This is a genomic window from Pseudomonas sp. FA-1, assembly GCF_056856075.1.
Genome location: NZ_JBWXTH010000014.1, coordinates 57,466 through 80,159, shown reverse-complemented (window position 1 = coordinate 80,159; position 22,694 = coordinate 57,466). Strand labels below are relative to the sequence as shown.

20 protein-coding genes are annotated in these 22,694 nt (G+C 63.9%); 10 read left to right on the top strand and 10 right to left on the bottom strand.

Going from position 1 to position 22,694, the window contains the following annotated elements; all coding sequences use genetic code 11:
• The first annotated feature begins 29 nt into the window (after positions 1 to 29).
• Both AC1MHZ_RS21645 and AC1MHZ_RS21640 read left to right on the top strand, forming a co-directional pair.
• Complete coding sequence (locus AC1MHZ_RS21645; protein ID WP_482966903.1) at positions 30 to 1,772, top strand: autotransporter assembly complex protein TamA; 1,743 nt, start codon at positions 30 to 32, stop codon at positions 1,770 to 1,772.
• Positions 1,769 to 5,443, top strand: coding sequence for a translocation/assembly module TamB domain-containing protein (locus tag AC1MHZ_RS21640; RefSeq protein ID WP_482966902.1), 3,675 nt, complete (start codon positions 1,769 to 1,771; stop codon positions 5,441 to 5,443). The genes AC1MHZ_RS21645 and AC1MHZ_RS21640 overlap by 4 nt, the downstream gene beginning before the upstream one ends.
• Before the next feature lie 3 nt (positions 5,444 to 5,446).
• Here the strand turns inward: AC1MHZ_RS21640 and AC1MHZ_RS21635 are convergent, their stop codons facing one another.
• From AC1MHZ_RS21635 to AC1MHZ_RS21620, 4 genes are all read right to left on the bottom strand, one after another.
• Positions 5,447 to 5,983: a DUF2589 domain-containing protein gene (locus AC1MHZ_RS21635; protein WP_084856995.1), complete on the bottom strand. Its 537-nt coding sequence runs from the start codon at positions 5,981 to 5,983 to the stop codon at positions 5,447 to 5,449.
• A gap of 104 nt (positions 5,984 to 6,087) precedes the next feature.
• Positions 6,088 to 6,714, bottom strand: a complete 627-nt coding sequence (locus AC1MHZ_RS21630; RefSeq protein WP_084856878.1) for a DUF2589 domain-containing protein — start codon at positions 6,712 to 6,714, stop codon at positions 6,088 to 6,090.
• Positions 6,715 to 6,752: 38 nt separating this feature from the next.
• Positions 6,753 to 7,133, bottom strand: a complete 381-nt coding sequence (locus AC1MHZ_RS21625) for a Mor transcription activator family protein (protein WP_084856880.1) — start codon at positions 7,131 to 7,133, stop codon at positions 6,753 to 6,755.
• Between the two features lie 284 nt (positions 7,134 to 7,417).
• A complete protein-coding gene (locus AC1MHZ_RS21620) occupies positions 7,418 to 7,879 on the bottom strand; it encodes a hypothetical protein (protein ID WP_084856882.1) in 462 nt (153 codons plus the stop codon).
• A 146-nt stretch (positions 7,880 to 8,025) separates the two neighbouring features.
• On the opposite strand from AC1MHZ_RS21620, the gene AC1MHZ_RS21615 reads away from it, so the two are divergent.
• Positions 8,026 to 8,220 carry a hypothetical protein gene (locus AC1MHZ_RS21615; RefSeq protein ID WP_084856884.1) on the top strand — a complete coding sequence of 65 codons (195 nt, stop codon included), beginning with the start codon at positions 8,026 to 8,028 and terminating at the stop codon, positions 8,218 to 8,220.
• Between the two features lie 36 nt (positions 8,221 to 8,256).
• On the opposite strand, the gene AC1MHZ_RS21610 is transcribed toward AC1MHZ_RS21615, so the two are convergent.
• Complete coding sequence (locus AC1MHZ_RS21610) at positions 8,257 to 8,631, bottom strand: fe2+ zn2+ uptake regulation protein (RefSeq protein ID WP_084856886.1); 375 nt, start codon at positions 8,629 to 8,631, stop codon at positions 8,257 to 8,259.
• Positions 8,632 to 8,849: 218 nt separating this feature from the next.
• On the opposite strand from AC1MHZ_RS21610, the gene pvdQ reads away from it, so the two are divergent.
• A complete protein-coding gene (gene pvdQ / locus AC1MHZ_RS21605; RefSeq protein WP_482966910.1) occupies positions 8,850 to 11,144 on the top strand; it encodes a bifunctional acylase PvdQ in 2,295 nt (764 codons plus the stop codon).
• Positions 11,145 to 11,279: 135 nt separating this feature from the next.
• On the opposite strand, the gene AC1MHZ_RS21600 is transcribed toward pvdQ, so the two are convergent.
• The gene (locus tag AC1MHZ_RS21600; protein ID WP_084856889.1) at positions 11,280 to 12,002 is read right to left on the bottom strand and encodes a UDP-2,3-diacylglucosamine diphosphatase; all 723 of its coding nucleotides are present in this window, start codon (positions 12,000 to 12,002) and stop codon (positions 11,280 to 11,282) included.
• Entirely contained in the window at positions 11,999 to 12,499 is a 501-nt protein-coding gene (locus AC1MHZ_RS21595) for a peptidylprolyl isomerase (protein WP_084856891.1), read from the bottom strand. The genes AC1MHZ_RS21600 and AC1MHZ_RS21595 overlap by 4 nt, the downstream gene beginning before the upstream one ends.
• Positions 12,500 to 12,748: 249 nt before the next feature.
• Here AC1MHZ_RS21595 and AC1MHZ_RS21590 point away from each other — a divergent pair, with 249 nt between their 5' ends.
• Both AC1MHZ_RS21590 and cysS read left to right on the top strand, forming a co-directional pair.
• Entirely contained in the window at positions 12,749 to 14,452 is a 1,704-nt protein-coding gene (locus tag AC1MHZ_RS21590) for a glutamine--tRNA ligase/YqeY domain fusion protein (protein ID WP_084856893.1), read from the top strand.
• Between the two features lie 9 nt (positions 14,453 to 14,461).
• A complete protein-coding gene (gene cysS, locus AC1MHZ_RS21585) occupies positions 14,462 to 15,844 on the top strand; it encodes a cysteine--tRNA ligase (RefSeq protein WP_084856894.1) in 1,383 nt (460 codons plus the stop codon).
• Positions 15,845 to 15,981: 137 nt separating this feature from the next.
• Here the strand turns inward: cysS and AC1MHZ_RS21580 are convergent, their stop codons facing one another.
• The 3 genes from AC1MHZ_RS21580 to AC1MHZ_RS21570 all read right to left on the bottom strand — a co-directional run bounded on the left by AC1MHZ_RS21580 (position 15,982) and on the right by AC1MHZ_RS21570 (position 19,207).
• Entirely contained in the window at positions 15,982 to 17,373 is a 1,392-nt protein-coding gene (locus tag AC1MHZ_RS21580) for a sensor histidine kinase (protein WP_084856896.1), read from the bottom strand.
• The gene (locus tag AC1MHZ_RS21575; RefSeq protein WP_084856898.1) at positions 17,351 to 18,031 is read right to left on the bottom strand and encodes a response regulator transcription factor; all 681 of its coding nucleotides are present in this window, start codon (positions 18,029 to 18,031) and stop codon (positions 17,351 to 17,353) included. Before AC1MHZ_RS21575 ends, AC1MHZ_RS21580 begins: the two co-directional genes overlap by 23 nt.
• Before the next feature lie 156 nt (positions 18,032 to 18,187).
• Positions 18,188 to 19,207, bottom strand: coding sequence for a branched-chain amino acid aminotransferase (locus tag AC1MHZ_RS21570; protein WP_084856899.1), 1,020 nt, complete (start codon positions 19,205 to 19,207; stop codon positions 18,188 to 18,190).
• Between the two features lie 312 nt (positions 19,208 to 19,519).
• Here AC1MHZ_RS21570 and AC1MHZ_RS21565 point away from each other — a divergent pair, with 312 nt between their 5' ends.
• The 4 genes from AC1MHZ_RS21565 to ureC are packed head-to-tail and all read left to right on the top strand — an operon-like array spanning position 19,520 to position 22,694.
• Positions 19,520 to 20,353 (top strand): urease accessory protein UreD, encoded by an 834-nt coding sequence (locus tag AC1MHZ_RS21565; RefSeq protein WP_084856997.1) that lies wholly within the window; start codon positions 19,520 to 19,522, stop codon positions 20,351 to 20,353.
• Positions 20,354 to 20,363: 10 nt separating this feature from the next.
• Positions 20,364 to 20,666 (top strand): urease subunit gamma, encoded by a 303-nt coding sequence (locus tag AC1MHZ_RS21560; RefSeq protein WP_084856901.1) that lies wholly within the window; start codon positions 20,364 to 20,366, stop codon positions 20,664 to 20,666.
• A 10-nt stretch (positions 20,667 to 20,676) separates the two neighbouring features.
• The gene (locus AC1MHZ_RS21555) at positions 20,677 to 20,994 is read left to right on the top strand and encodes an urease subunit beta (protein WP_324812113.1); all 318 of its coding nucleotides are present in this window, start codon (positions 20,677 to 20,679) and stop codon (positions 20,992 to 20,994) included.
• Positions 20,991 to 22,694, top strand: coding sequence for an urease subunit alpha (gene ureC, locus AC1MHZ_RS21550; RefSeq protein WP_324812109.1), 1,704 nt, complete (start codon positions 20,991 to 20,993; stop codon positions 22,692 to 22,694). The genes AC1MHZ_RS21555 and ureC overlap by 4 nt, the downstream gene beginning before the upstream one ends.

The window sequence follows — 22,694 nt, the reverse complement described above, 5'->3', positions numbered from 1 at the left end:
GAGGGCCGGCCTCTGGTAGCATGTGCCGCATGACGTATTCAGGAAGATTAAGCTGGGGCCTGATTCTTTGGGTCGCCAGTACCACCGTATGGGCGCAGAGCGAATTGCTGGTGCGGGTGAAACCGGCCAACAAGGCGCTCAAGAGCAATGTCGAAGGCTATATCGGCAGCCTCGGGAACCGTGACGAGGAGGCCTTGTTGCGGTTCAGCCGTGGGGCCCAGGAACAGGCGCGCAAGGCCGCCCAGGCCCTGGGCTTCTACCAGGCGCAGATCGATACCGAGGTCAAGCCGCCGAGTGCGCAGGGCAAGCCACCGCAACTGATCATCCACATCGAGCCGGGCGAGCCTGTGCACCTGCGCAATGTGACCGTGCGCATCGAGGGGCCGGCCAGCGAGCTCGCGGCGTTTCGCGTACCCGACAGCAAGGCCTTGCGCCCAGGCGAGCAGCTCAACCATGGCAGCTACGAGGATGCCAAGCGGCTGATCCAGAACCAGGCCTCGCGCTATGGGTTTTTCAGTGGCCACTTCACCCGCCAGCGTCTGGCAATCGACCCCCAGGCCGGTATCGCCGACATCGAACTCATCTACCAGAGCGGCCCGCGTTATCGCATGGGCGCAGTGACCTTCGGTGGCGATACGCCGCTGGACAACGACCTGTTGCAGCGCATGGTCTCTTTCAAACCCGGCACCCCCTACGATTCCGAGCTGATCGCCGAGCTCAACAACGACCTGCAATCGAGCGGCTACTTCGAAGGCGTGCGGGTCGATGCGGCGCCGACCGCCGCTGTCAACGAAGAGATCCCGGTGGATGTCCACCTGCAAACCCGCAAGCCACGCACCATGGGCCTTGGCCTGGGTTTTTCGACGGACGTCGGCCCGCGCGGCAAGGCCAACTGGACCCGCCACTGGGTCAACCCCCAGGGGCACAGCTATGGCTGGGAGACCGAACTGTCGGCTCCTCGGCAGAACGTCGGCCTGTGGTACGACATTCCCCTGGACCCGCCGCTGACCGACAAGCTGCGCTTTGCAGGCGGCTACCAGAACGAAGAGATCGCCGGCACCGATACCTTGAGCAAGCTGCTGACGGTCGGCCCGGAGTGGCACAGCAAGTTGCCCAGTGGCTGGCAGCGGGTGATTTCGCTCAAATACCAGCGCGAGGAGTACCGGCTGGGCGACGATTCGGGGCTGAGCAATCTGTTGATGCCGGGCGTAAGTTTCTCCTACCTGCGCAGCGATAATCGCATCGACCCGCACAATGGCTATCGCTTGCAGTTCGACTTGCAGGGGGCCAAGGACGGGTTGGTGTCGGACACCAACCTGTTGCATGGCAATGTGCTGCTCAAGGGCCTGACCACCCTGGGGCAGAACCATCGTGTGCTCGGGCGCGTACAGTTCGGCGGCAGTGCCACCAACGGCTACAAGCAGAATGTTCCGCCATCGTTGCGCTTCTTTGCCGGCGGCGACCAGAGCGTGCGCGGCTACGACTACCAGAGCCTGTCACCGAAGAACAGCGATGGCGACCGCATCGGCGGCCGCTACCTGATGGCCGGGAGTGTCGAATACCAATATTCGGTGGCGGACAAGTGGCGGGTGGCGACATTCGTCGACCAGGGCAACTCGTTCAACTCGCTGGAACTGCCCAGCCTCAAGACCGGTGTCGGCATCGGCGTGCGTTGGGTTTCACCAGTCGGGCCACTGCGCCTGGACCTGGCCCATGCGTTGGACGACGACGGTGGTATCCGCTTGCACTTCTCCATGGGGCCTGAGCTGTGACGCGTGTGTTCAAACCCATTCTCCTGGCGTTGCTGGGTCTGTTGTTGCTGGCGGCCCTGGTGCTGGGCCTGCTCCTGGGGAGCGAGGCAGGCGGCCGTTGGGCCCTGGGGCGCGTCCCCGGGCTTGAGGTCACCCACTTCCAGGGTCGCCTGGGTGGTAGCTGGCAGGCCGAGCGACTGGTATGGGCCGACGGCGCAAGCCAAGTCCAGGTACAGGCTGTGCAGCTGGCGTGGTCGCCGCTGTGTCTGCTGCGCGCCACCTTGTGCCTGGAGCGGGTGCAGGCCGAGCAGGTCGACATGGTGTTCGCCCAGGACGAGGCACAGGCGGACGGCGGGCCGCTGCAACTGCCCAGCTTGAGGCTGCCCATCGCCATCGAACTGGGTGAGGTCAAGCTCGGGCGGTTGCGCCTGGATGGCAACGACCTGTTGGGCGATATGCAATTGGCGGCTCATTGGGCGGCCAACGGCCTGCGCATCGACACCCTGCGGCTGCAGCGCGACGACCTGCGCCTGGACCTGCAAGGTGATCTCAAGCCCGAAGCCGATTGGCCCCTGCAGGTGACCGGCACGCTGCAGCTGCCCGAGATGCAAGGCAAGCCCTGGCAACTGGCGTTGGCCATCGAGGGTGAGCTGCAGAAGTCGCTCGTCATCGATGCCACCAGCAGCGGTTACCTCGACGCCCGCCTGGAGGGCCGTCTGCAGGCCTTGGCCGAACATTTGCCGGCCACCCTGAGCATTCGCGCGGACGCCTTCAAGCCTGCGGCATCGTTGCCGGATACCGTGCAACTGAACCAGCTGCGGCTGGAGGCCAAGGGCGACCTGCTCAGCGGCTATCAACTGGCGGGTTCGGCCAGCCTGCCAGCCGAGCAAGGTCCCATCGGCCTGGCGCTGGGCGGCAGGGTTGATGCCAAGGGCGCTCGCCTCGATGCCCTGGACCTCAATGCCAGCGACACCCAGCGGGTCAAGCTGCAAGCCAGCGCTGACTGGCAGCAGGGGCTGACGGCCGATGCCCAGGTCGACTGGCTGGACTTCCCCTGGTTGCGCCTGTACCCCATGGAGGTGGCACCGCAGGTCACCCTCAAGCGTTTCAACGCCCAGGTGCACTACCGCGATGACAGCTACACGGGCGCCTTCAAGGGTGACCTCGATGGACCGGCAGGTGCCTTCAGCGTAGCCAGCCCGTTCGACGGTGACCTGACTCAGGTACGTTTGCCTGCGCTGGCGGTGAGCGCCGGGCAGGGCAGGGCTGCCGGCAGTGTGGCGATCCGCTTCGCCGATACCCTGGCCTGGGATGTCGACCTTCAATTGTCGGCGCTCGACCCGGCCTATTGGCTGGCGGAATTGCCAGGTACCCTGGCCGGGCCGTTGCGCAGCAAGGGCGAGCTGAAGAACGAGCGTCTGCAGCTGCAGGCGCAGCTCGACCTCAAGGGGCGCCTGCGCGGTCAACCGGCTGTGCTCAAGGTCGAGACCGAAGGGGCAGGGGAGAACTGGACCCTCGGCAGCCTGGCGGTGCAGCTGGGTGACAACCGTATCAACGGCAGCGCCAGCCTGCAGCAGCGCCTGGCCGGGCGAATCGACCTCGACCTGCCGCGTTTGGGGCAGCTCTGGCCCAGGTTACAAGGGCAGGCCAAGGGGCGCCTGGACCTGGCCGGTACCCTGGCTGCTCCGCAAGGCACGCTGACGCTGCAAGGCCAACAGCTGGGCCAGGCCGAAAACCGTATCCAGCGCCTGGGCCTGGACGCGCGCCTGGACAGTGCTCAACGCGGGCGGGTCACGCTCAAGGCCGGCAATATCCGCCTAGGCGAAACCGCATTGGGCAACCTGGACATCGACGGCAAGGGCGATATCCGCCAGCAAGCCGCCACCCTGGCCCTCGATGGGCCGCAGCTCAAGCTCGACCTGGCCGTGGACGGCCAGCTGACCAAGGGCGATTGGCGGGGGCGCCTGGCCTCCGGGCGTATCCAGGCAGGCGGCCAGGACTGGCGCTTGCAGGCCCCGGCCAAGCTGCAGCGCTTGGCCAGCGGGCAACTGGACTTCGGCGCCCATTGCTGGCGCTCCGGTCAGGCGAGCCTGTGCGGCGAAGACCAACGTCTGGCGCCGGAGCCACGCCTGCGTTATCACCTCAAGCAGTTCCCGCTGGACAGCCTGGCGCAATGGTTGCCCAAGGACTTTGCCTGGCAGGGCCTGCTCAATGCCGACATCAACCTGGATATCCCCGCCGGTGGGCCCAAGGGCACCTTGCGGGTGGACGCGGGCGATGGGACGTTGCGTATTCGCGACAATGGCCGTTGGGTCGATTTCCCGTACCAGGTCCTGCGCCTGGACAGCACCCTTGCCCCGCGCCGTGTCGACACCCGCTTGGATTTTCGTGGCCAGCGCCTGGGCGAGCTGTCCCTGGTTACCCGGCTCGACCCGTTGGGCAAGGACAAACCGCTGAGCGGCGACTTCCGCCTGGCCGGCCTGGACCTGTCGATCGCCCGGCCATTCGTGCCGATGGTCGAGCGCCTGGCCGGCCAGCTCAATGGCAGCGGACGGTTGTCTGGCACGCTGCTGAGTCCTCAGGTCACAGGCAACCTGGCGTTGAGCGGCGGCGAAGTGAGTGGGGCCGAGCTGCCGGTCAGTCTCGAAGACCTCTCGTTGCAGGCGCTGATCGCCGGCGAGCAGGTACAGTTGCAGGGGAACTGGCAGAGTGGGCCGGCCGGCCGTGGTCGGCTCGAGGGCAACCTGACCTGGGGGCAGGCACTGGCAATGGACCTACGCTTGAGTGGCCAGCAATTGCCGGTGCATGTCGAACCTTACGCAGACCTGGAGGTTGCCCCTGACCTGAACATCCGCCTGGCCGATGAGCGACTGTCGATCGCCGGCAAGGTGCAGGTGCCCAAGGGCAAGATCACCGTGCGCGAACTGCCGCCCTCGACCGTCAAGGTCTCCGATGACACGGTGATCGTCGGCGAGCAGACCGAAGAAGGCAAGCCGCCGCTGGCCATGGACATGGACATCGATGTCGAGGTAGGGCGTGACAAGCTGTCGTTCAAAGGCTTTGGCTTGACTGCCAACCTGCTCGGCCATGTGCATATCGGCAACAACATGGACACCCGCGGTGAGCTCAGCCTTGCCGAAGGACGTTATCGCAAATATGGCCAGAACCTGATCATCCGGCGGGCGCGCTTGTTGTTTGCCGGGCCCATCGACCAGCCGTACCTGGATATCGAGGCGATCCGTCGGGTCGATGACGTGATCGCGGGTATTCGCCTGAGCGGCAGCGCCGAGCAGCCGACCACCAAGGTGTTTTCCGAACCTGCCATGGGCCAGGAGCAGGCGTTGTCCTACCTGGTGTTGGGCAGGCCTTTGGCGACAAGCGGCGAGGACAACAATATGTTGGCCCAGGCAGCCCTGGGGCTGGGGTTGCTGGGCGGCGAGGAGCTGACCGGTGGGCTGGCCTCGAGCCTTGGCATCGAGGACTTCCAGTTGGGTTCCGAAGGGACGGGCAACAGCACCAGTGTGGTCGCCAGCGGCAACATCACCGAGCGGCTGAGCTTGCGCTATGGTGTCGGCGTGTTCGAGCCCGCCAACACCATCGCCTTGCGTTACAAACTGAGCAAGAAGGTCTACCTGGAGGCGGCCAGCGGCTTGGCCAGTTCGCTGGATATCTTCTACAGGCGGGACTTCTAGCGCTCAGCGAACGGTCGCTGCCTCAATGAACTCATTGGACGCCTCATCCCTCGTGGATGGGGCGTTTTGGCGCTGGGGCACGATGAGGTTGGTGTATTCCTCGATCAAGCGGTTGATCGCCTCGGGCGGTTCGCACGCCTGGAACTGCATGCGGATCTGTACTTCGTCCGGGTCGCGCTGGTCCCCGCGACGGCCATTGGCCCCGACGGTGACCTGGAAGCGGGCCGTGCCATTGTCATGGGTATCCTTGTGCGGGTCGCCCGCATCTATCCCGTTGACCCTGACCGAGAGGTCGACCTGCATGCGCTCCAGGGCCAGGCCTCGCGGCGACACCAGGGCGATCAATGGAATCTGCAAGGTATGCTGGCCGTCCATGGCGATCTCCACCATCTTGGCTTTCATAGGGGCCCCCAGTTGCTCGGGGTCGTAGTCGAAGAATTGGTCGAACAGCTTGATGTATTGCTGGGCGATCAACGTATTGGTGGCGGCTGCAGCTTCCTGCAAGCCGCGCGTGATGTCGGACAGATCGCTCGATGTCATGGGGGCTTGGCTGGTGGGGCGGGTATCCACGCAAAGTATTCCTCGATAGGTGCACGGACCCCCGCTCGGCGGCGGGGGCTGGGTGGTCGGGCAAGGCGTCGGAATCAGTTACCCGAGTTCGGTAGCTCCGGGGTTTCCTGTGGCAGGTCCGGTTTCTCGGGTGTGATGTCCTTGATCACGGTCGGTTTGGTGGCAGCATCGGTCAGGTAGTCCATGACCCGTTGCAGTGCTTCGGGTGGGTCCTGACGGCGCACCGTGGTATTGAAGGCATAGCGTGCACGGGTATCGCTTTTGCGGGTTTGTTCCGATTTATGGCTGGCACTGGCCTTCACGTTCAGCTTGAACGGACCCCAACCCAGCGAGGCTTCCGCTTCGCCATTGAATTCGGAGTTCGAGCGGGTTTCGGCCATCTGGCTGATGGTCAGCTCGAATTCGACACGGCCCTCTTCGATACAGATGTTGGGGTGCGTGATCGCCGCCATCAACGGGATCTGCATGGCTCGGCTGACCGTCCCCTGGTGCAGGCCTTGCTCGTCTACGAGGGTTTCGTCGTAGTTGAATTCGATGGCAACGGCCTTGCCATCCTTGATACAGACCTGCATGAGAAAGTCGGCATAGGATTGGCTGGCCGTGACTTGAGCGTCGATCATCGCCTGTAAAGGCGCTGCAATCATGCGATCCATGGGCAGTGCATTGATGACCGAGCCGATCAGGTTGTTATCGATGGACATTGGGTTTGTTCCTTATAGGGGCAGTGGGCGGTTGGGTTTCAACGGACATGGTTGTCCTGGCGGCGAATGTTGCCTATCTGGCGCAGGCTCAAACCGTATTTGTCCGCCAGGAGACTACGAGACAGGCCGTCGGCGCTTTCCTGCTGAATCTGCAGGTTGCGCAACTGGCGCAGGAAGTGATCCGGCTTGGGAATTTCCAGCGCAACCCCGGCAAAGCGCTTGATCAATGCTTGCAGCGCTTCGGCGGGGAGCACGTCGGCGAGTTTGGTGCGTTCGAGATGCTTGGGAATGTATTTCGGCCGCCCGCCATAGGCGCAGGTCAGGCGGTAGGCGTTTTCGATGCCGATGCATTCGATCAGTGATTGCAAAGAGTGGGGCAATTGGGAAATGTCGATGCGATTGAGGTCTGGCAATTCCATATGGGGTTCCCTCGAAAATGAGCAGGCGCCAGGTGTGATGTCTCTGGTGGCGCAGGCTGTCGGCAGTGTGCCGTCAGGGCGACCTGTCCGATCACCTGCGTCGATTCTCAGGCAGCACCTAGTCGACCTGCTAGGCGCCAAGCGGATCGCAGGATGTAGCCTCAGGCCCCGAGTATTTGCAGGCAGCGGTGGTTGCGCATGTAGGAGATGCCTTCAGTCCCGACCCGCAAGCCTTGAGTGCCCGTTTCTTGCTGCGTCGCGAACTTCAAAGGGTGGTAGTACCCTCATAGGCAGGGGTACCCCTGTAGCAAGCCGACCATGCCCAAATAGGCCTTCGGTGCATGGGCCAGGGACTGCGGAACCGCACGCCAGTCGACTTCCAGGCATAGGGCACTGAAACGCTCGGCATCGCGCCGCCCGATGACCCGGGGGCTGAAGTCCTTGCGATAACGAACCCGAGCCGTGTCCAAAGGGGCTGCCTGGTCGGCCTCGGTCAGTGTCTGTCGGGCCAGGGCGGGCAGCTGGGCTTGCGGTATGGCCAGGTGCAGCTGGCCGGGGCGAGAATTGAAATAGCCGGCTCGGCGCATGTTCTGCCAGAGTTGCTGCCATTGGCTGGAGCCGGCGCGAGGTTCCAGCTCACGGGCGAGCCGGTGCAGTTGGTCGTTGGAAAGCGTCGTGGCGTCCAATGCCATGGCGGCAGGGGACGTCAGCAGGAGCAGGCAGTAGATCACGTGGACAGTACGCATCGGGTGGTCTCCGATCAGGGTGTGGGGGAGACTGGATGCTTTCAGGTGGGGAAAGGGGCAGGCAGCAGGAAACGCGACCGGTGACGTTGTATCATGGCCCCGGCTCGACGCGAGCTCTCTGTCCCTGATGCTGCAAGGAACCTTCGATGACACATGTGCAACGCCTGAAATATTCCATCCTGATCATACTGGTGGTGCTGGGCCTCATGCTGGGCCTGTCCTACCTGCAGAAACAGGGGACCATCAGCGAGCAGACCTTCCAATACATCGCCATTGCCATCGCGGTGGTCGTGGTGGTGATCAACGGTATCCTGCGCCGCAAGGTCGGGCCGAAGCCCTGAACCTGCCAGGCCGGCCAACCCTGGCCGGCCATGCCTTCAGCTCGACATGGGCTGCTCCAATACAGCTCGTGCTTCGGGGTTGAGGCTGTAGCATTTGTCGCTGCCCAGGCGGATCACGCCCTCGGCGCACAATCGCTTGAGCACCTCGCGCACGCTGAGGAACGACAACGGAATATCCAACTGCTCGAGTTGTGCATGAACGCCGCGCACGCCAATGCTGCGGCCGTCCCGGTCAGCCGCATGCAAGGCATCGATGACCTTCAGGCGGATCAGGCTGGTGCGCAGCCCAAAGGCCCGCAGCAATTCGCGAATCTGTTCGTTGCCGGCGCGTGCGGGGGTGCCGGGGATTGGCCCGGCACTGCTGGGGCCCGGGTTGCGGGCGCTCTGCAATGCAGGTTGTGGGTTGTACATGTGAATGCTCCTTTTCGTGGACTGTCCCGAAAACAAGGGTGCCTCATTGGGTATGACGAATGAGACGGACAAAACTGCAGCCCACGATGAAAAAATAATGTTCAGGTCCTGTTCATGACGATGCAGGGCCTTGGCCTGCGTAAAATTTCCAGTGTGCTGTTCGTCTGTACGGGATATCCCCAACTCCAGGAGTGTCCGTGCGTACATTTTCGCGTCCTATGACCCGTCTTGGCCTGGCAGCCGTATTGATTGCATCTGGCCTGGCAGCCCAGGCGCGGGAAGCCGCTGGCGAGGCCTCGGCACAGATCCGCCGTACCAGTTTCGGTGTTCCGCACATCCTGGCCGAAAACGAACGAGGTCTGGGCTATGGCATCGGCTATGCCTACGCCCAGGACAACCTGTGCCTGTTGGCCAATGAGGTCGTGACCGTCAACGGCGAGCGTTCCCGTTACTTCGGCGCCCAGGGCAGAACTGTGGAGCAGCGTGCGAACCTGGACAGTGACTTCTTCTTCGCCTGGCTCAATGCAGACTCTGCGGTCAAGGGTTTCCTTGAAGCCCAGCCAGCGCCGGTGCGCGACTTGCTGGAGGGCTATGTCCAGGGCTACAACCGCGCGCTGGTCGAGCGTCGGGCACAGGGCTTGCCTGCTGAGTGCGGCCAGGGGGACTGGTTGCGGCCGATCAGCAGCCTCGATCTGGCCAAGCTGACCCGTCGGCTCCTGGTTGAAGGCGGAGTTGGCCAATTCGCCGAGGCGCTGGTGGCGGCTGCTCCGCCTGAGCGGGCTGCGCGCCTGGGCAAGGAAGATTTCAGCCTGGCCCTGGGCCGTCAGGCGCAGTTCGCCATGGCCCGTGGCAGCAACGCGGTGGCGGTAGGGGCGCGACGGTCGGCCAACGGTGGTGGCTTGTTGCTGGCCAATCCGCATTTCCCCTGGGTGGGCGGCCTGCGGTTCTACCAGATGCAACTGACCATCCCAGGCCAGCTGGATGTCATGGGCGCCGCCTTGCCAGGCTTGCCGGTGGTCAATATCGGCTTCAACCGCCACCTGGCCTGGACCCATACGGTCGATACCTCGAAGCATTTCACGCTGTACAGGTTGCAGCTCGACCCGAAGGACCCGACACGCTACTTGCTCGATGGAAAATTCTTGCCACTGAGTCGCCAGACCTTGAGCGTCGCGGTCAAAGGTGAGGACGGCCAATTGCAGCAGGTCGAGCGACAGGTCTACGCCTCGACGTTCGGCCCTGTGGTGCGCTGGCCGGGCCGGCTGGATTGGGACAACCGGTTCGCCTACAGCCTGCGCGATGCCAACCTGGACAATACCCGGGTGCTGCAGCAGTGGTACGCCATCAACCATGCCGACAGCCTGGATGGCCTGAAGCGTACGGTGGCGCAGTTGCAGGGCATCCCTTGGGTCAATACCCTGGCGGTCGATGCAGGTGGCCAGGCGGCCTACCTGAACCAGTCCGTAGTGCCGCATGTGGACCAGGAGCTGCTCGCTCGCTGTAGCGACCCGTCGGCCGCCGGCCCGCTGGTGGTACTTGATGGCTCGCGCAGCGCATGTCAATGGAAGACCGACGCCCAGGCAGCCCAGCCGGGTATTTTCCCGGCGCGGCTACTGCCGAGCCTTGTGCGCGAAGACTTCGTGCAGAACTCCAACGACCCGGCCTGGATGGCCAACCCTGCGCAACCGCTGACCGGCTTTTCCCCGTTGGTCAGCCTCGAGGGCCAACCGCTGGGCCTGCGCAGCCGTTTTGCGCTGCAGCGGCTTCAGGGCAATGGCAAGCTGACGCTGGAAGACCTGCAGCGCATGGTGCTGGACGATGAGGTGTACGCAGCCAGCCTGGTGCTGCCGGACCTGCTGGCCTGGTGCAAGACCGCGCCCGCCGACGTCCAGGCGGTGTGTGCAAGCCTGGCAGCCTGGGACGGCAAGGCTGACCTGGCCAGTGGCATCGGCCTGTTGCATTTCGCCAATATCTTCGACGCGCTGGTGGCCCAATCAAACATATGGCGGGTGGCCTTCGACCCAGTCGATCCCCAGCACACCCCGCGCGGGCTTGCGGTGGAGCAGGCGGCGGTGCGCCAACGCGTACACGAGGCCGTATTGGCTTCCCTGGAGCGGGTAGGCAAGGCCGGGATTGCGAGCGACAGCCGCTGGGGGCAGGTGCAGCAGTCGGCCGATGGCACTCCGGTGCCAGGTGGCCCCCAGGAATTGGGCGTGTACAACGCCATGTACAGCGTGCCCGATGGGGCAGGCAAGCGTCTGGTGGTCAGCGGTACCAGCTACTTACAGTTGGTCAGTTTTAACGAGCAGGGGCCGCAAGCGTTCGGATTGCTAGCGTTCTCCCAGTCCAGCGAGGCGGAATCGGCCCATGCAAACGATCAGACCCGGGCGTTCGCGGCCAAGCAATTGGCTCCGATTCCCTTCACCGAGGCGCAGATCAAGGCTGACCCACAGTACCGTCGGTATGTGATCAGTGAGGCTGACAAGGGCACGGCAGTGGGCACCACCCGCTGATATAGGCTACGCCCCATCGCGGGACAAGCCCGCTCCCACACGATCCTGCAAAGCCTGGACCTTGTGATCGGCTTGGCACCTGTGGGGCGGGCTTGCTCGGGATGAAAGGTTCAGCAGCCTTGCCAGGGCGCCGAATCAGCGCAAGCCGAACGGCGCCAGCTGGAAGCCTTGCTCGTCGACCTGCAACGCCCAGCCTTGGCGATCCCAGTCCCCCAACACGATGCGCCGGGCAGGCTGGCCATCGACCGTCAGCTTGTGGATCGCTGGCCGGTGGGTATGGCCATGGATCAGAGTGCGAACACCATGGGCCGCCATCACCTTGGGCACTTCTTCAGGCGTGACATCCACGATCTCTGTCGATTTCATGCGTGTTTGCGAGCGGCTTTCGCTACGCAGCTTGCGCGCCAGCTTCTGCCGGGTGGACAGCGGCAGGTGCCGCAGGATCCACAGGCTCAGCGGGTTGCGCAGGTAGCGGCGTAGTTTCATGTAGGCCAGGTCGCGGGTGCACAGGGTATCGCCATGCATCAGCAACACCGCCTCGCCACCGAGCTGTACCACGCAGGGGTCGTCCAGCAACGTGCAGCCCGCGGCTTCACAGAAGGCCTGGCCGATCAGGAAGTCGCGGTTGCCGTGCATCAAGTAGACCGCCGTACCGCTGTCGCTCAGCCGTCGCAGGGCCTGGCAGATCGACTGCTGGAAGGGCGTCATGGCGTCGTCGCCGATCCAGGCCTCGAAGAAGTCGCCGAGGATGTACAGCGCCTTGGCATGGCGGGCGCGGCCATCGAGCAGATCAAGAAACGCCCGGGTGATGTCCGGGCGTTCTTCTTGCAGGTGCAGATCGGAGATCAGCAGGATCACTCAATGATCTCGGCTTTCTCGATGATCACGTCGTCCTTCGGCACGTCCTGGTGGCCGGCCTTGGAACCGGTGGACACGCCTTTGATGGCATCGACCACTTCACGGCCTTCGATCACTTCGCCGAACACCGCGTAGCCCCAGCCCTGGACGTTCTTGCCGCTGTGGTTGAGGAAGTCGTTGTCGGCTACGTTGATGAAGAACTGCGCCGAAGCGGAGTGCGGCTCCATGGTGCGGGCCATGGCGATGCTGTATTTGGCATTCTTCAGGCCGTTGTCGGCTTCGTTCTGGATCGGCGCGCGGGTCGGTTTCTGCTTCATGCCGGCTTCGAAGCCACCGCCCTGGATCATGAAGTTGTTGATCACGCGGTGGAAGACGGTGCCGTCGTAGTGGCCGTCCTTGACGTATTGAATGAAGTTCTCGGTGGTTTTCGGTGCCTTTTCGGCGTCCAGTTGCAGGACGATGTCGCCGTGGTTGGTGCTCAGTTTGACTTTGGACATGCTGGAATTCGCTCTTTCAAGGCATTCGGGAATTAGGGTGCGCAGGGCGCGTACTTGTCACCTGACGCAGGATCGGGCGACCACGACACAAGGCACGCGGCGGCCATTTTGCCAGCTTGCGACAAATAGCTGCGATAAATCGCGCCTGTTTGTCCGAGCCCGGCTGTCAGCAGCTTGACTGCTTCGGCTATGATAGGCCCTTTGATTCAATCGGCCTACCCAGGCCGAACACCAGCATTCAAGGATCCTATGAGCAAGCCCACTGCCGACAACGCGCCCAACGCCGCTGCCAAAGGCGCTCCCGCCGTCCCTGCGAACTTCCTGCGGCCGATCGTCCAGGCCGACCTGGACTCGGGCAAGCACAGCAGCATCGTCACCCGCTTCCCGCCGGAGCCCAACGGCTACCTGCACATCGGCCATGCCAAGTCGATCTGCGTGAACTTCGGTCTGGCCAAGGAGTTCGGTGGTGTCTGCCACCTGCGTTTCGATGACACCAACCCGGCCAAGGAAGACCAGGAGTACATCGATGCCATCCAGCGTGACGTCAAGTGGCTGGGCTTCGAGTGGGCCGGCCCGGTGCGCTTCGCCTCGGACTACTTCGACCAGCTCCACGACTGGGCTGTCGAGCTGATCAAGTCGGGCAATGCCTATGTCTGCGACCTGACTCCCGAGCAGGCCAAGGAATACCGCGGCAGCCTGACCGAGCCAGGCAAGAACAGCCCGTTCCGCGAGCGCAGTGTCGAGGAGAACCTGGACCTGTTCGCACGTATGAAGGGCGGCGAGTTCAAGGATGGCGAGCGCGTGCTGCGCGCCAAGATCGACATGGCCTCGCCGAACATGAACCTGCGCGACCCGATCCTGTACCGCATCCGCCATGCCCACCACCACCAGACCGGTGACAAGTGGTGCATCTACCCGAACTACGACTTCACCCATGGCCAGTCGGACGCCATCGAGGGCATCACCCACTCGATCTGCACCCTGGAGTTCGAAAGCCATCGTCCGTTGTACGACTGGTTCCTCGACAGGCTGCCGGTGCCGGCGCGCCCGCGCCAGTACGAGTTCAGCCGCCTGAACCTGAACTACACCATCACCTCCAAGCGCAAGCTCAAGCAACTGGTGGACGAGAAGCACGTCGATGCCTGGGACGACCCGCGCATGTCGACCCTGTCGGGCTTCCGTCGCCGCGGCTACACGCCGGCCTCGATCCGCAACTTCTGCGAAATGATCGGCACCAACCGTTCCGACGGCGTGGTCGACATGTCGATGCTCGAGTTCAGCATCCGTGACGACCTCGACCGCACCGCGCCGCGTGCCATGTGCGTGCTGCGCCCGCTGAAGGTGGTCATCACCAACTACCCAGAGGGCCAGGTGGAGCAGCTCGAGCTGCCGCGTCATCCCAAGGAAGACATGGGCGTGCGCGTGCTGCCGTTTTCCCGCGAGCTGTACATCGACCGCGACGACTTCATGGAAGAGCCGCCGAAGGGCTACAAGCGCCTGGAGCCGGCCGGTGAGGTGCGCCTGCGTGGCAGCTATGTGATCCGTGCCGACGAAGCCATCAAGGACGCCGAAGGCAACATCGTCGAGCTGCGCTGCTCGTACGACCCCGACACCCTGGGCAAGAATCCCGAGGGCCGCAAGGTCAAGGGCGTGATCCACTGGGTGCCGGCCGAAGGCAGCGTCGAATGCGAAGTGCGCCTGTACGACCGCCTGTTCCGCTCGCCGAACCCGGAGAAGACCGAGGAGGGCGGCAGCTTCCTGGACAACATCAACCCGAATTCGCTGCAAGTGCTGACCGGCTGCCGCGCCGAGCCGTCGCTGGCCCAGGCCGCGCCTGAGGACCGCTTCCAGTTCGAGCGCGAAGGCTACTTCTGCGCCGACCTCAAGGACAGCCAACCGGGCCGTCCGGTGTTCAACCGCACCGTCACCCTGCGTGACTCCTGGGGCAGCTAAGGAATCGCCGTGCTTACCATCTACAACACCCTGAGCAAGACCAAGGAAGCCTTCAAGCCCCTGGACGGCAACAAGGTGCGCATGTACGTGTGCGGCATGACCGTATACGACTACTGCCACCTGGGCCATGGCCGCAGCATGGTGGCCTTCGACCTGATCACCCGTTGGCTGCGCAAGAGCGGCTACGAGCTGACCTATGTGCGCAACATCACCGACATCGACGACAAGATCATCAACCGCGCCAATGAAAACGGCGAGCGTTTCGATGAGCTGACCGCGCGCATGATCGATGCCATGCACGAGGACGAGCGCCGCCTGAACATCCTGCCGCCAGACCAGGAGCCGCGTGCCACCGACCACATCCCCGGCATGCACGCGATGATCCAGACCCTGATCGACAAGGGCTACGCCTACGCGCCGGGTAATGGCGACGTGTACTACCGGGTCGGTAAGTTCGTCGGCTACGGCAAGCTGTCGCGGCGCAAGATCGAAGACCTGCGCATCGGTGCGCGGATCGAAGTCGGTGAGGCCAAGCAGGACCCGCTGGACTTCGTCCTGTGGAAGGCCGCCAAGCCGGGCGAGCCGAGCTGGGAGTCGCCATGGGGGCCAGGCCGTCCGGGCTGGCACATCGAGTGCTCGGTGATGTCCACTTGCTGCCTGGGCGAGAGCTTCGACATCCATGGCGGCGGCAGCGACCTGGAGTTTCCGCACCATGAGAACGAGATCGCCCAGAGCGAGGCGGCTACCGGCAAACCGTACGCCAATGCCTGGATGCACTGCGGCATGATCCGGATCAACGGCGAGAAGATGTCCAAATCGTTGAACAACTTCTTCACCATCCGCGACGTACTCGATAAGTACCACCCGGAGGTGGTGCGCTACCTGCTGGTGGCCAGCCACTACCGTAGCGCCATCAACTATTCCGAAGACAGCCTGCGCGAGTCCAAGGGGGCCCTGGAGCGCTTCTACCATGCGCTTCGTGGGCTGCCGCGGGTGGCCGCCAAGGGTGGCGAGGAATTCGTCGAGCGCTTCAGCGTTGCCATGAACGATGACTTCGGTACGCCCGAAGCCTGTGCGGTGCTGTTCGACCTGGTGCGCGAGATCAACCGCCTGCGCGATGTCGACCCACAGGCCGCCGCAGGCCTGGCAGGCCGCCTGCGCGAACTGGGCGATGTGCTGGGTGTGCTGCAGCTGGAGGCCGATGACTTCCTGCGTGCCGGTGCCGAAGGCAAGGTCGATGCGGCCGAAGTAGAAGCACTGATCCAGGCGCGCCTGCAGGCGCGTGCGGACAAGAACTGGGCCGAGTCCGATCGTATCCGCGACCAGCTGACCGCCATGGGCGTGGTGCTCGAAGACGGCAAGGGCGGGACCACCTGGCGCTTGGCTGACTGATCCATCGAGTGGGGCTGCTTTGCAGCCCAATCGCGGGGCAAGCCCGCTCCTACAGGTTGTTTACCGATCCCAAGGGTCATGGAGAATCTGTGGGAGCGGGCTTGTCCCGCGATTGGACCGCAATGCGGCCCCATTCGTTACTTGGGTAGACCACCTGTAGGGCAATGCAGCACCAGCTTCGCCCCACCCAGCTCGCTGGCCCCCACCTCCAGCCGGAACCCATGCAGGTCGACGATCGCCGCGACGATCGACAAGCCCAACCCGAACCCTGGGTGACGATGACCTTCCTCGCTGCGATAGAAGCGCTTCAAAACTGCTGCGCGCTCATCCTCGGGAATGCCCGGCCCGCTGTCCTCGATGGCGATATGCACGCCGGTGGCATCATGGCTGGCGTGGATGCGTACCTGCCCGCCGTCGGGGGTGAATTTGATGCCATTGCCTACCAGGTTCGCCAGTGCCTCGAACAACAGTTCCCGATCGCCATGCAGGGGCGGTAGCTGCTCCGGTTGCACGAGCGCCAGACGAATGCCGCCATCCTCGGCCAGGGGTAGGTAGAAGTCGTGCAGCTCCACCAGCAAGGCGTGTGGGTCCAGTTCGACGAAGCCCGCGCGTCGCTGGCGATCTTCCAGCTCGCTGATGCGCAGCAGGCCACGGAAGCGCGCCATCAGTGTATCGGTTTCGCCGATTGCCTGGTCCAGGGCCTGTGCCTCGGGAGCGTGGTCGCCGCTTTGCTGGCGGATCCGATACAACTGGGCCCGTAGGCGGGTCAGCGGTGTGCGCAGATCGTGGGCGATGTTGTCGCAGACGCCCTTGACCTCGTGCATCAACCGTTCGATGCGATCGAGCATGGCATTGACGATGGCTGCCAGCATGTCCAGCTCGTCACGCCGGGCCGACAGGGGTAGGCGATGGGTGAGATCGCCGGCGACGATCAGCTCGGCCTGGGCCTGGATCGCGCGGATGCGCTTGAGTGGCCTGCGGCGTAGCAGGTACCAGCCGGCGAAGCCGGGGATCAGGGTCAGGGAAATGCCCCAGAGCAGGGCATGGAGGATGATCCGGGTGACCACGAACAAGGAGCCGTTGTCACGCACCAGCACCAGCCAGCGTCCGTCCTTGACCTGGATCGCCACCGCATCGCAGCTGTCGCGGGGTACGTGTGGGTCGTCGGCGTCCAGGCAGCGCTTGAGCTCATGGACTTGGCCGTCCAGGCCGAGCTCTGGCGGAATGGCGCGGATCCGGCCGCTGATCGGGTTGAGCTGGGCATCGAACAGGCCGTAGGCATCGAAGCTGCGCTCCTCGAAGGCCTGGCTTGCGATCAAGGCATCGTCCAGCTGCTTACCGGTCATATGGGCGAATAGATGCTGGCGCTGCAGCATGGAATGGCGGGTGAGCTTGTTCAGGTAGCTGGACACTTCGAAGTACAGCACCCCCATGAGGATGCTGCTCCAGGCCACGAACAGAAAGCTGTACAGTGCCAGCAGGCGGCTGGTCGAAGAACTCCAGCCCTTAGACGGGTTCGGCAATGGCATAGCCGGAGCCCCGCACGGTACGGATGAGCGGGCTCTGGCCGGGCGGGTCGATCTTCTTGCGCAGGCGGCCGATGTGCACATCGATCAGGTTGGTGCCCGGGTCGAAGTGATAGCCCCAGACTTCCTCGAAGATCATCATCCGGGTGATCACCTGGCCGGCATGGCGCATCAGGTACTCCAGCAACTTGTACTCGGTGGGCAGCAGGTTGAGGGTCTGCTCGCCACGGCGGGCCTCGTGGCTGATCAGGTCCAGCTCCAGGTCGGCTACCTGCAGCCGGGTCTGGGTCATGGGCACGCTGTTGCGACGCAGCAGCACCTCGACCCGGGCGGCCATCTCGTCGGAGGCGAAGGGCTTGGTCAGGTAGTCGTCACCCCCGGCACGCAGGCCCCGCACCCGCTCGTCGACATCGGACAGCGCGCTGATCATCAGGATCGGGGTGGCGATCTTCAGGTTGCGCAAGGTGGTGACGATGGTCAGGCCATCGACCTCCGGCAGCATACGGTCCAGGGTGATCAGGTCATAGCCACCGCCGATGGCCTTGGACAGGCCCTCGCGGCCATTGTCGGCCCAGTCCACCTCCAGGCCATGGCTGGACAGTTCGGCGACGATCTCCTGGGCGGTAACGGCGTCGTCTTCGATGGTCAGTACGCGGGGCATGCTAGTACCTGGGCAGCGATTGGAGACTCGATTGTGCCAAAGAATAGACAACGGCGGATTTAAGAAAAATTCATCTGGCGCCCAGAACTCGATCGCCAAACGAAAACGGGGCATGCCATGGCTGGCATGCCCCGCGTTTCAGAGCAGGCCGAAGCCTCAGGCGACCTTGACGATCCAGCCTGCTGGCGCTTCGACGTCACCGCTCTGGATACCGGTCAGCTCGTTGTAGAGCTTCTGGGTAACCGGGCCGACTTTTTCCAGGTCGTGGAACACGTGCAGCTTGCCGTTGTACTCGATACCACCGATCGGCGTGATCACCGCGGCAGTACCGCAGGCACCGGCTTCGATGAAGCGGTCGAGCTTGTTGATCTCGACGTCGCCCTCGACCACTTTCAAGCCCAGGCGCGAGGCAGCCAGTTCCATCAGCGACAGGCGGGTGATACCTGGCAGCACGGAGGCCGACTTCGGCGTGACGAACTCGTTGTCTTTGGTGATGCCGAAGAAGTTGGCCGAGCCGACTTCCTCGATCTTGCTGTGGGTCAGCGGGTCCAGGTAGATGGCGTCGGCGAAGTTGTTCTTCTTGGCCTCGGCGCCTGGCATCAGGCTGGCTGCGTAGTTGCCACCGACCTTGGCTGCGCCGGTGCCTTGCGGGGCCGCGCGGTCGTAGCTGGAGATCACGAAGTTGTGCGGCTTCATGCCACCTTTGAAGTACGAGCCGACCGGGATGGCGAAGATCGAGAAGATGAACTCGGGGGCGGTGCGCACGCCGATGTTGTCGCCGGTGCCGATCACGAACGGGCGCAGGTACAGGGCACCCTTGCCGTGCGGCGGCACGAAGCGCTCGTTGGCCTTGACCACTTGCTTGCAGGCCTCGATGAACACGTCGGTCGGCACCTGCGGCATCAGCAGGCGGGCGCAGCTGCGCTGCATGCGGGCGGCGTTCTGGTCGGGGCGGAACAGGTTGATCGAACCGTCCTTGCAACGATAGGCCTTCAGGCCTTCGAAGCATTGCTGGCCATAGTGCAGGGCGGTGGAGCCTTCACTGATGTGCAGCACATTGTCTTCGGTCAGGGTGCCTTTGTCCCACTCGCCGTTGCGCCATACGGACAGGTAGCGCTTGTCGGTCTTGATATAGTCGAAGCCCAGCTTGTCCCAGTTAATGCTCTCGTTACTCATGACACCCTCTTGTATTGCCTAGGGCCTGATCGCTCAGGCTGCTTTTATATGCGCACCTCGCCACGATAATACATCCGCCGCGGATCGGAAACGTCCAGTCATGAATTGACGCCAGGTTGTATCGGCTTGGATCTGCAACGCGTTACGCAAAGGGCATGAAAGGTTTCATCAAGGTTCACCTGCAAAGTTGGCCCACTCCCTGCTATATCCCAGCCAGCGAATATTGATCGAATGGTCAGGCCAACGTCGCTGCATGGCGTTGTGCGCGACCTTTCCGATGGCCGTGAGGCCCGGTACAGCAAGGGCTACAGGATGTCGTTGGCAGAGCAGGTCGAACAGAACGGGCAGGAGACAGGCTGGCGTGCGCAGTTGCAATTGCGCTTCATCCAGCGTCAGGGCATGACCTGCCTTGGTGCGCGGCGGCACGTCGGTCCTCTTTTGGTGCAGCGCCCGTTTCACCCCGAAGGCGCGCCGTGCCATGTCTATGTGTTGCATCCGCCTGGCGGCATCGTCGCCGGTGACCGGCTAGCACTGGATGTTCACCTCGAACCGGGCAGCCACGCGCTGTTGACCATGCCGGGGGCGAGCAAGTTCTACCGCAGCATCGGCCCGACCGCGCAGCTCGTGCAGCGTTTCCACCTGGCCGCCGGCAGCACCCTGGAATGGCTGCCTCAGGACAGCATCTTCTTCGACGGGGCCCGGGCCCGCCTCGACAGCCGCTTCACCCTCGAACCCGGCGCCCGGTTGCTGGCCTGGGAGACCCTGTGCCTGGGCCGACCGGTGATGGGCGAGCGCTTCGCGCAGGGGGCCCTGGACAATCGCCTGCATATCGAAATGCCTGACGACATCGGCCTGCACGAGCGGTTGCGTATCGAAGACGGTCGGCTGGAGAAGCTGGGCGGTCATCCCTTGGTCGCCACTTTCTGCGCCGCGCCTGCAACTAGCGCTGTGCTGGAGAAGGCCAGGCGAGTGCTCGAAGGCCTGGGCAATCCGGCGGGCGCAACCTTGCTTGGGCAGCTACTGGTGATTCGCTTGCTCGACCACGACAACCAAAACCTGCAACACACCCTGCAGCGCCTCTGGCACATGCTGCGTCCGGCCGTCCTTGGCCTGGCGCCGTGCCCGCCGCGCATCTGGGCCACCTGAGAGAGACGCCATGGAGCTGACCCCGAGAGAGAAAGACAAACTGCTGCTGTTCACCGCCGCGCTGTTGGCCGAGCGGCGCCTGGCACGTGGTTTGAGGCTCAACTACCCCGAGGCGGTGGCGCTGATCAGCGCCGCAGTGCTGGAGGGTGCGCGCGATGGGCGCAGTGTGGCCGAGCTGATGAGCCTGGGCCGTGAGGTGCTGCAGCGAGAACAGGTCATGGAGGGCGTGCCTGAGATGCTGCATGACGTGCAGGTCGAGGCGACCTTTCCCGACGGCACCAAGCTGGTGACCGTGCATGACCCCATCGTCTAAGGAGCCGAGCATGATTCCCGGAGAAGTCCAGGTCGTAGAGGGTGACATCGAGCTCAATGTCGGCCGCGAAACCCTCAGCCTCAGCGTGGCCAACCATGGCGACCGGCCGGTGCAGGTCGGCTCGCATTACCACTTTCATGAAGTCAACCCGTGCCTGGTCTTCGAGCGTGCGGCGGCACTCGGGTTTCGCCTCGACATCCCCGCTGGCACCGCGGTGCGCTTCGAGCCAGGGCAGGCGCGGACCGTGCAACTGGTGGCCTATGCCGGCAAGCGCGAGGTCTTCGGCTTCCAAGGCAAGGTGATGGGCGCATTGGAGGGCAGGGCATGAGCCGTATTTCCCGGCAAGCCTATGCCGACATGTTCGGCCCTACCGTGGGCGATCGCGTGCGCCTGGCCGATACCGCCTTGTGGGTCGAAGTGGAAAAGGACTTCACGATCTACGGCGAGGAGGTCAAGTTCGGCGGCGGCAAGGTCATCCGCGACGGCATGGGGCAAGGCCAGATGCTCGCCGCCGAAGCCATGGACCTGGTGCTCACTAATGCCCTGATCATCGACCACTGGGGCATCGTCAAGGCCGACATCGGCGTCCGGAGCGGGCGTATTGCCGCCATCGGCAAAGCGGGCAACCCCGACGTGCAGCCCGGTGTCACCGTGCCGATTGGCCCGGGCACGGAAGTGATCGCCGCCGAGGGCAAGATCGTCACCGCAGGCGGCATCGACTCGCATATCCATTTCATCTGCCCGCAGCAGGTGGAGGAAGCATTGACCAGCGGCGTCACCACCTTCATCGGCGGCGGTACCGGGCCGGCCACGGGCACCAATGCCACCACCTGCACCCCCGGGCCCTGGTACCTGGCGCGCATGCTCCAGGCCGCCGACAGCCTGCCGATCAACATCGGCCTGCTGGGCAAGGGCAACGCTTCACGCCCCGAAGCGCTGCGCGAACAGATCGCCGCCGGCGCGGTGGGCCTGAAGCTGCATGAGGACTGGGGCTCCACGCCCGCCGCCATCGATTGCTGCCTGGGCGTGGCCGAGGAGCTGGACATCCAGGTGGCGATCCATACCGACACCCTCAACGAGTCCGGCTGCATCGAAGACACCCTGGCGGCCATCGGCGATCGCACCATTCATACCTTCCACACCGAAGGCGCCGGCGGTGGCCATGCGCCGGACATCATCCGCGCGGCGGGGCAGGCCAACGTGCTGCCGTCGTCCACCAACCCGACCTTGCCCTATACGGTCAACACCGTGGACGAGCACCTGGACATGCTGATGGTCTGCCATCACCTGGACCCGAGCATCGCCGAAGACGTGGCCTTCGCCGAATCGCGCATTCGCCGCGAAACCATCGCCGCAGAGGACATCCTCCACGACCTGGGCGCCTTCGCCATGACCTCGTCCGACTCCCAGGCCATGGGCCGGGTCGGCGAGGTGGTGCTGCGCACCTGGCAGGTGGCCCACCAGATGAAGCTACGCCGCGGGCCCCTGGCACCGGACAGCGGCTACAGCGACAACTTCAGGGTCAAGCGCTACATCGCCAAGTACACCATCAACCCGGCTCGGACCCACGGCATCGCCCATGAAGTGGGCTCGGTGGAAGTGGGCAAGCTGGCGGACCTTGTGCTGTGGTCGCCAGCGTTCTTCGCGGTCAAGCCGGCCCTGGTCATCAAGGGCGGGATGATCGCCACGGCGCCGATGGGGGACATCAACGGTTCGATCCCGACCCCGCAGCCGGTGCATTACCGGCCCATGTTCGGTGCCCTGGGCGCAGCGCGGCATGCCACGCGCATGACCTTCCTGCCACAGCTGGCGATGGACCGTGGGCTGGCCGACGAGCTGGGCCTGTGCAGCCTGATCGGCGTGGCCCACGGCTGCCGGCGGGTGCGCAAGGCCGACATGGTCCACAACAGCCTGCAACCGCACATCGAAGTCGATGCCCAGACCTATCAGGTACGGGCCGATGGTGAACTGCTGGTATGTGAGCCGGCCCGCGAGCTGCCACTGGCCCAACGTTATTTCCTGTTCTGA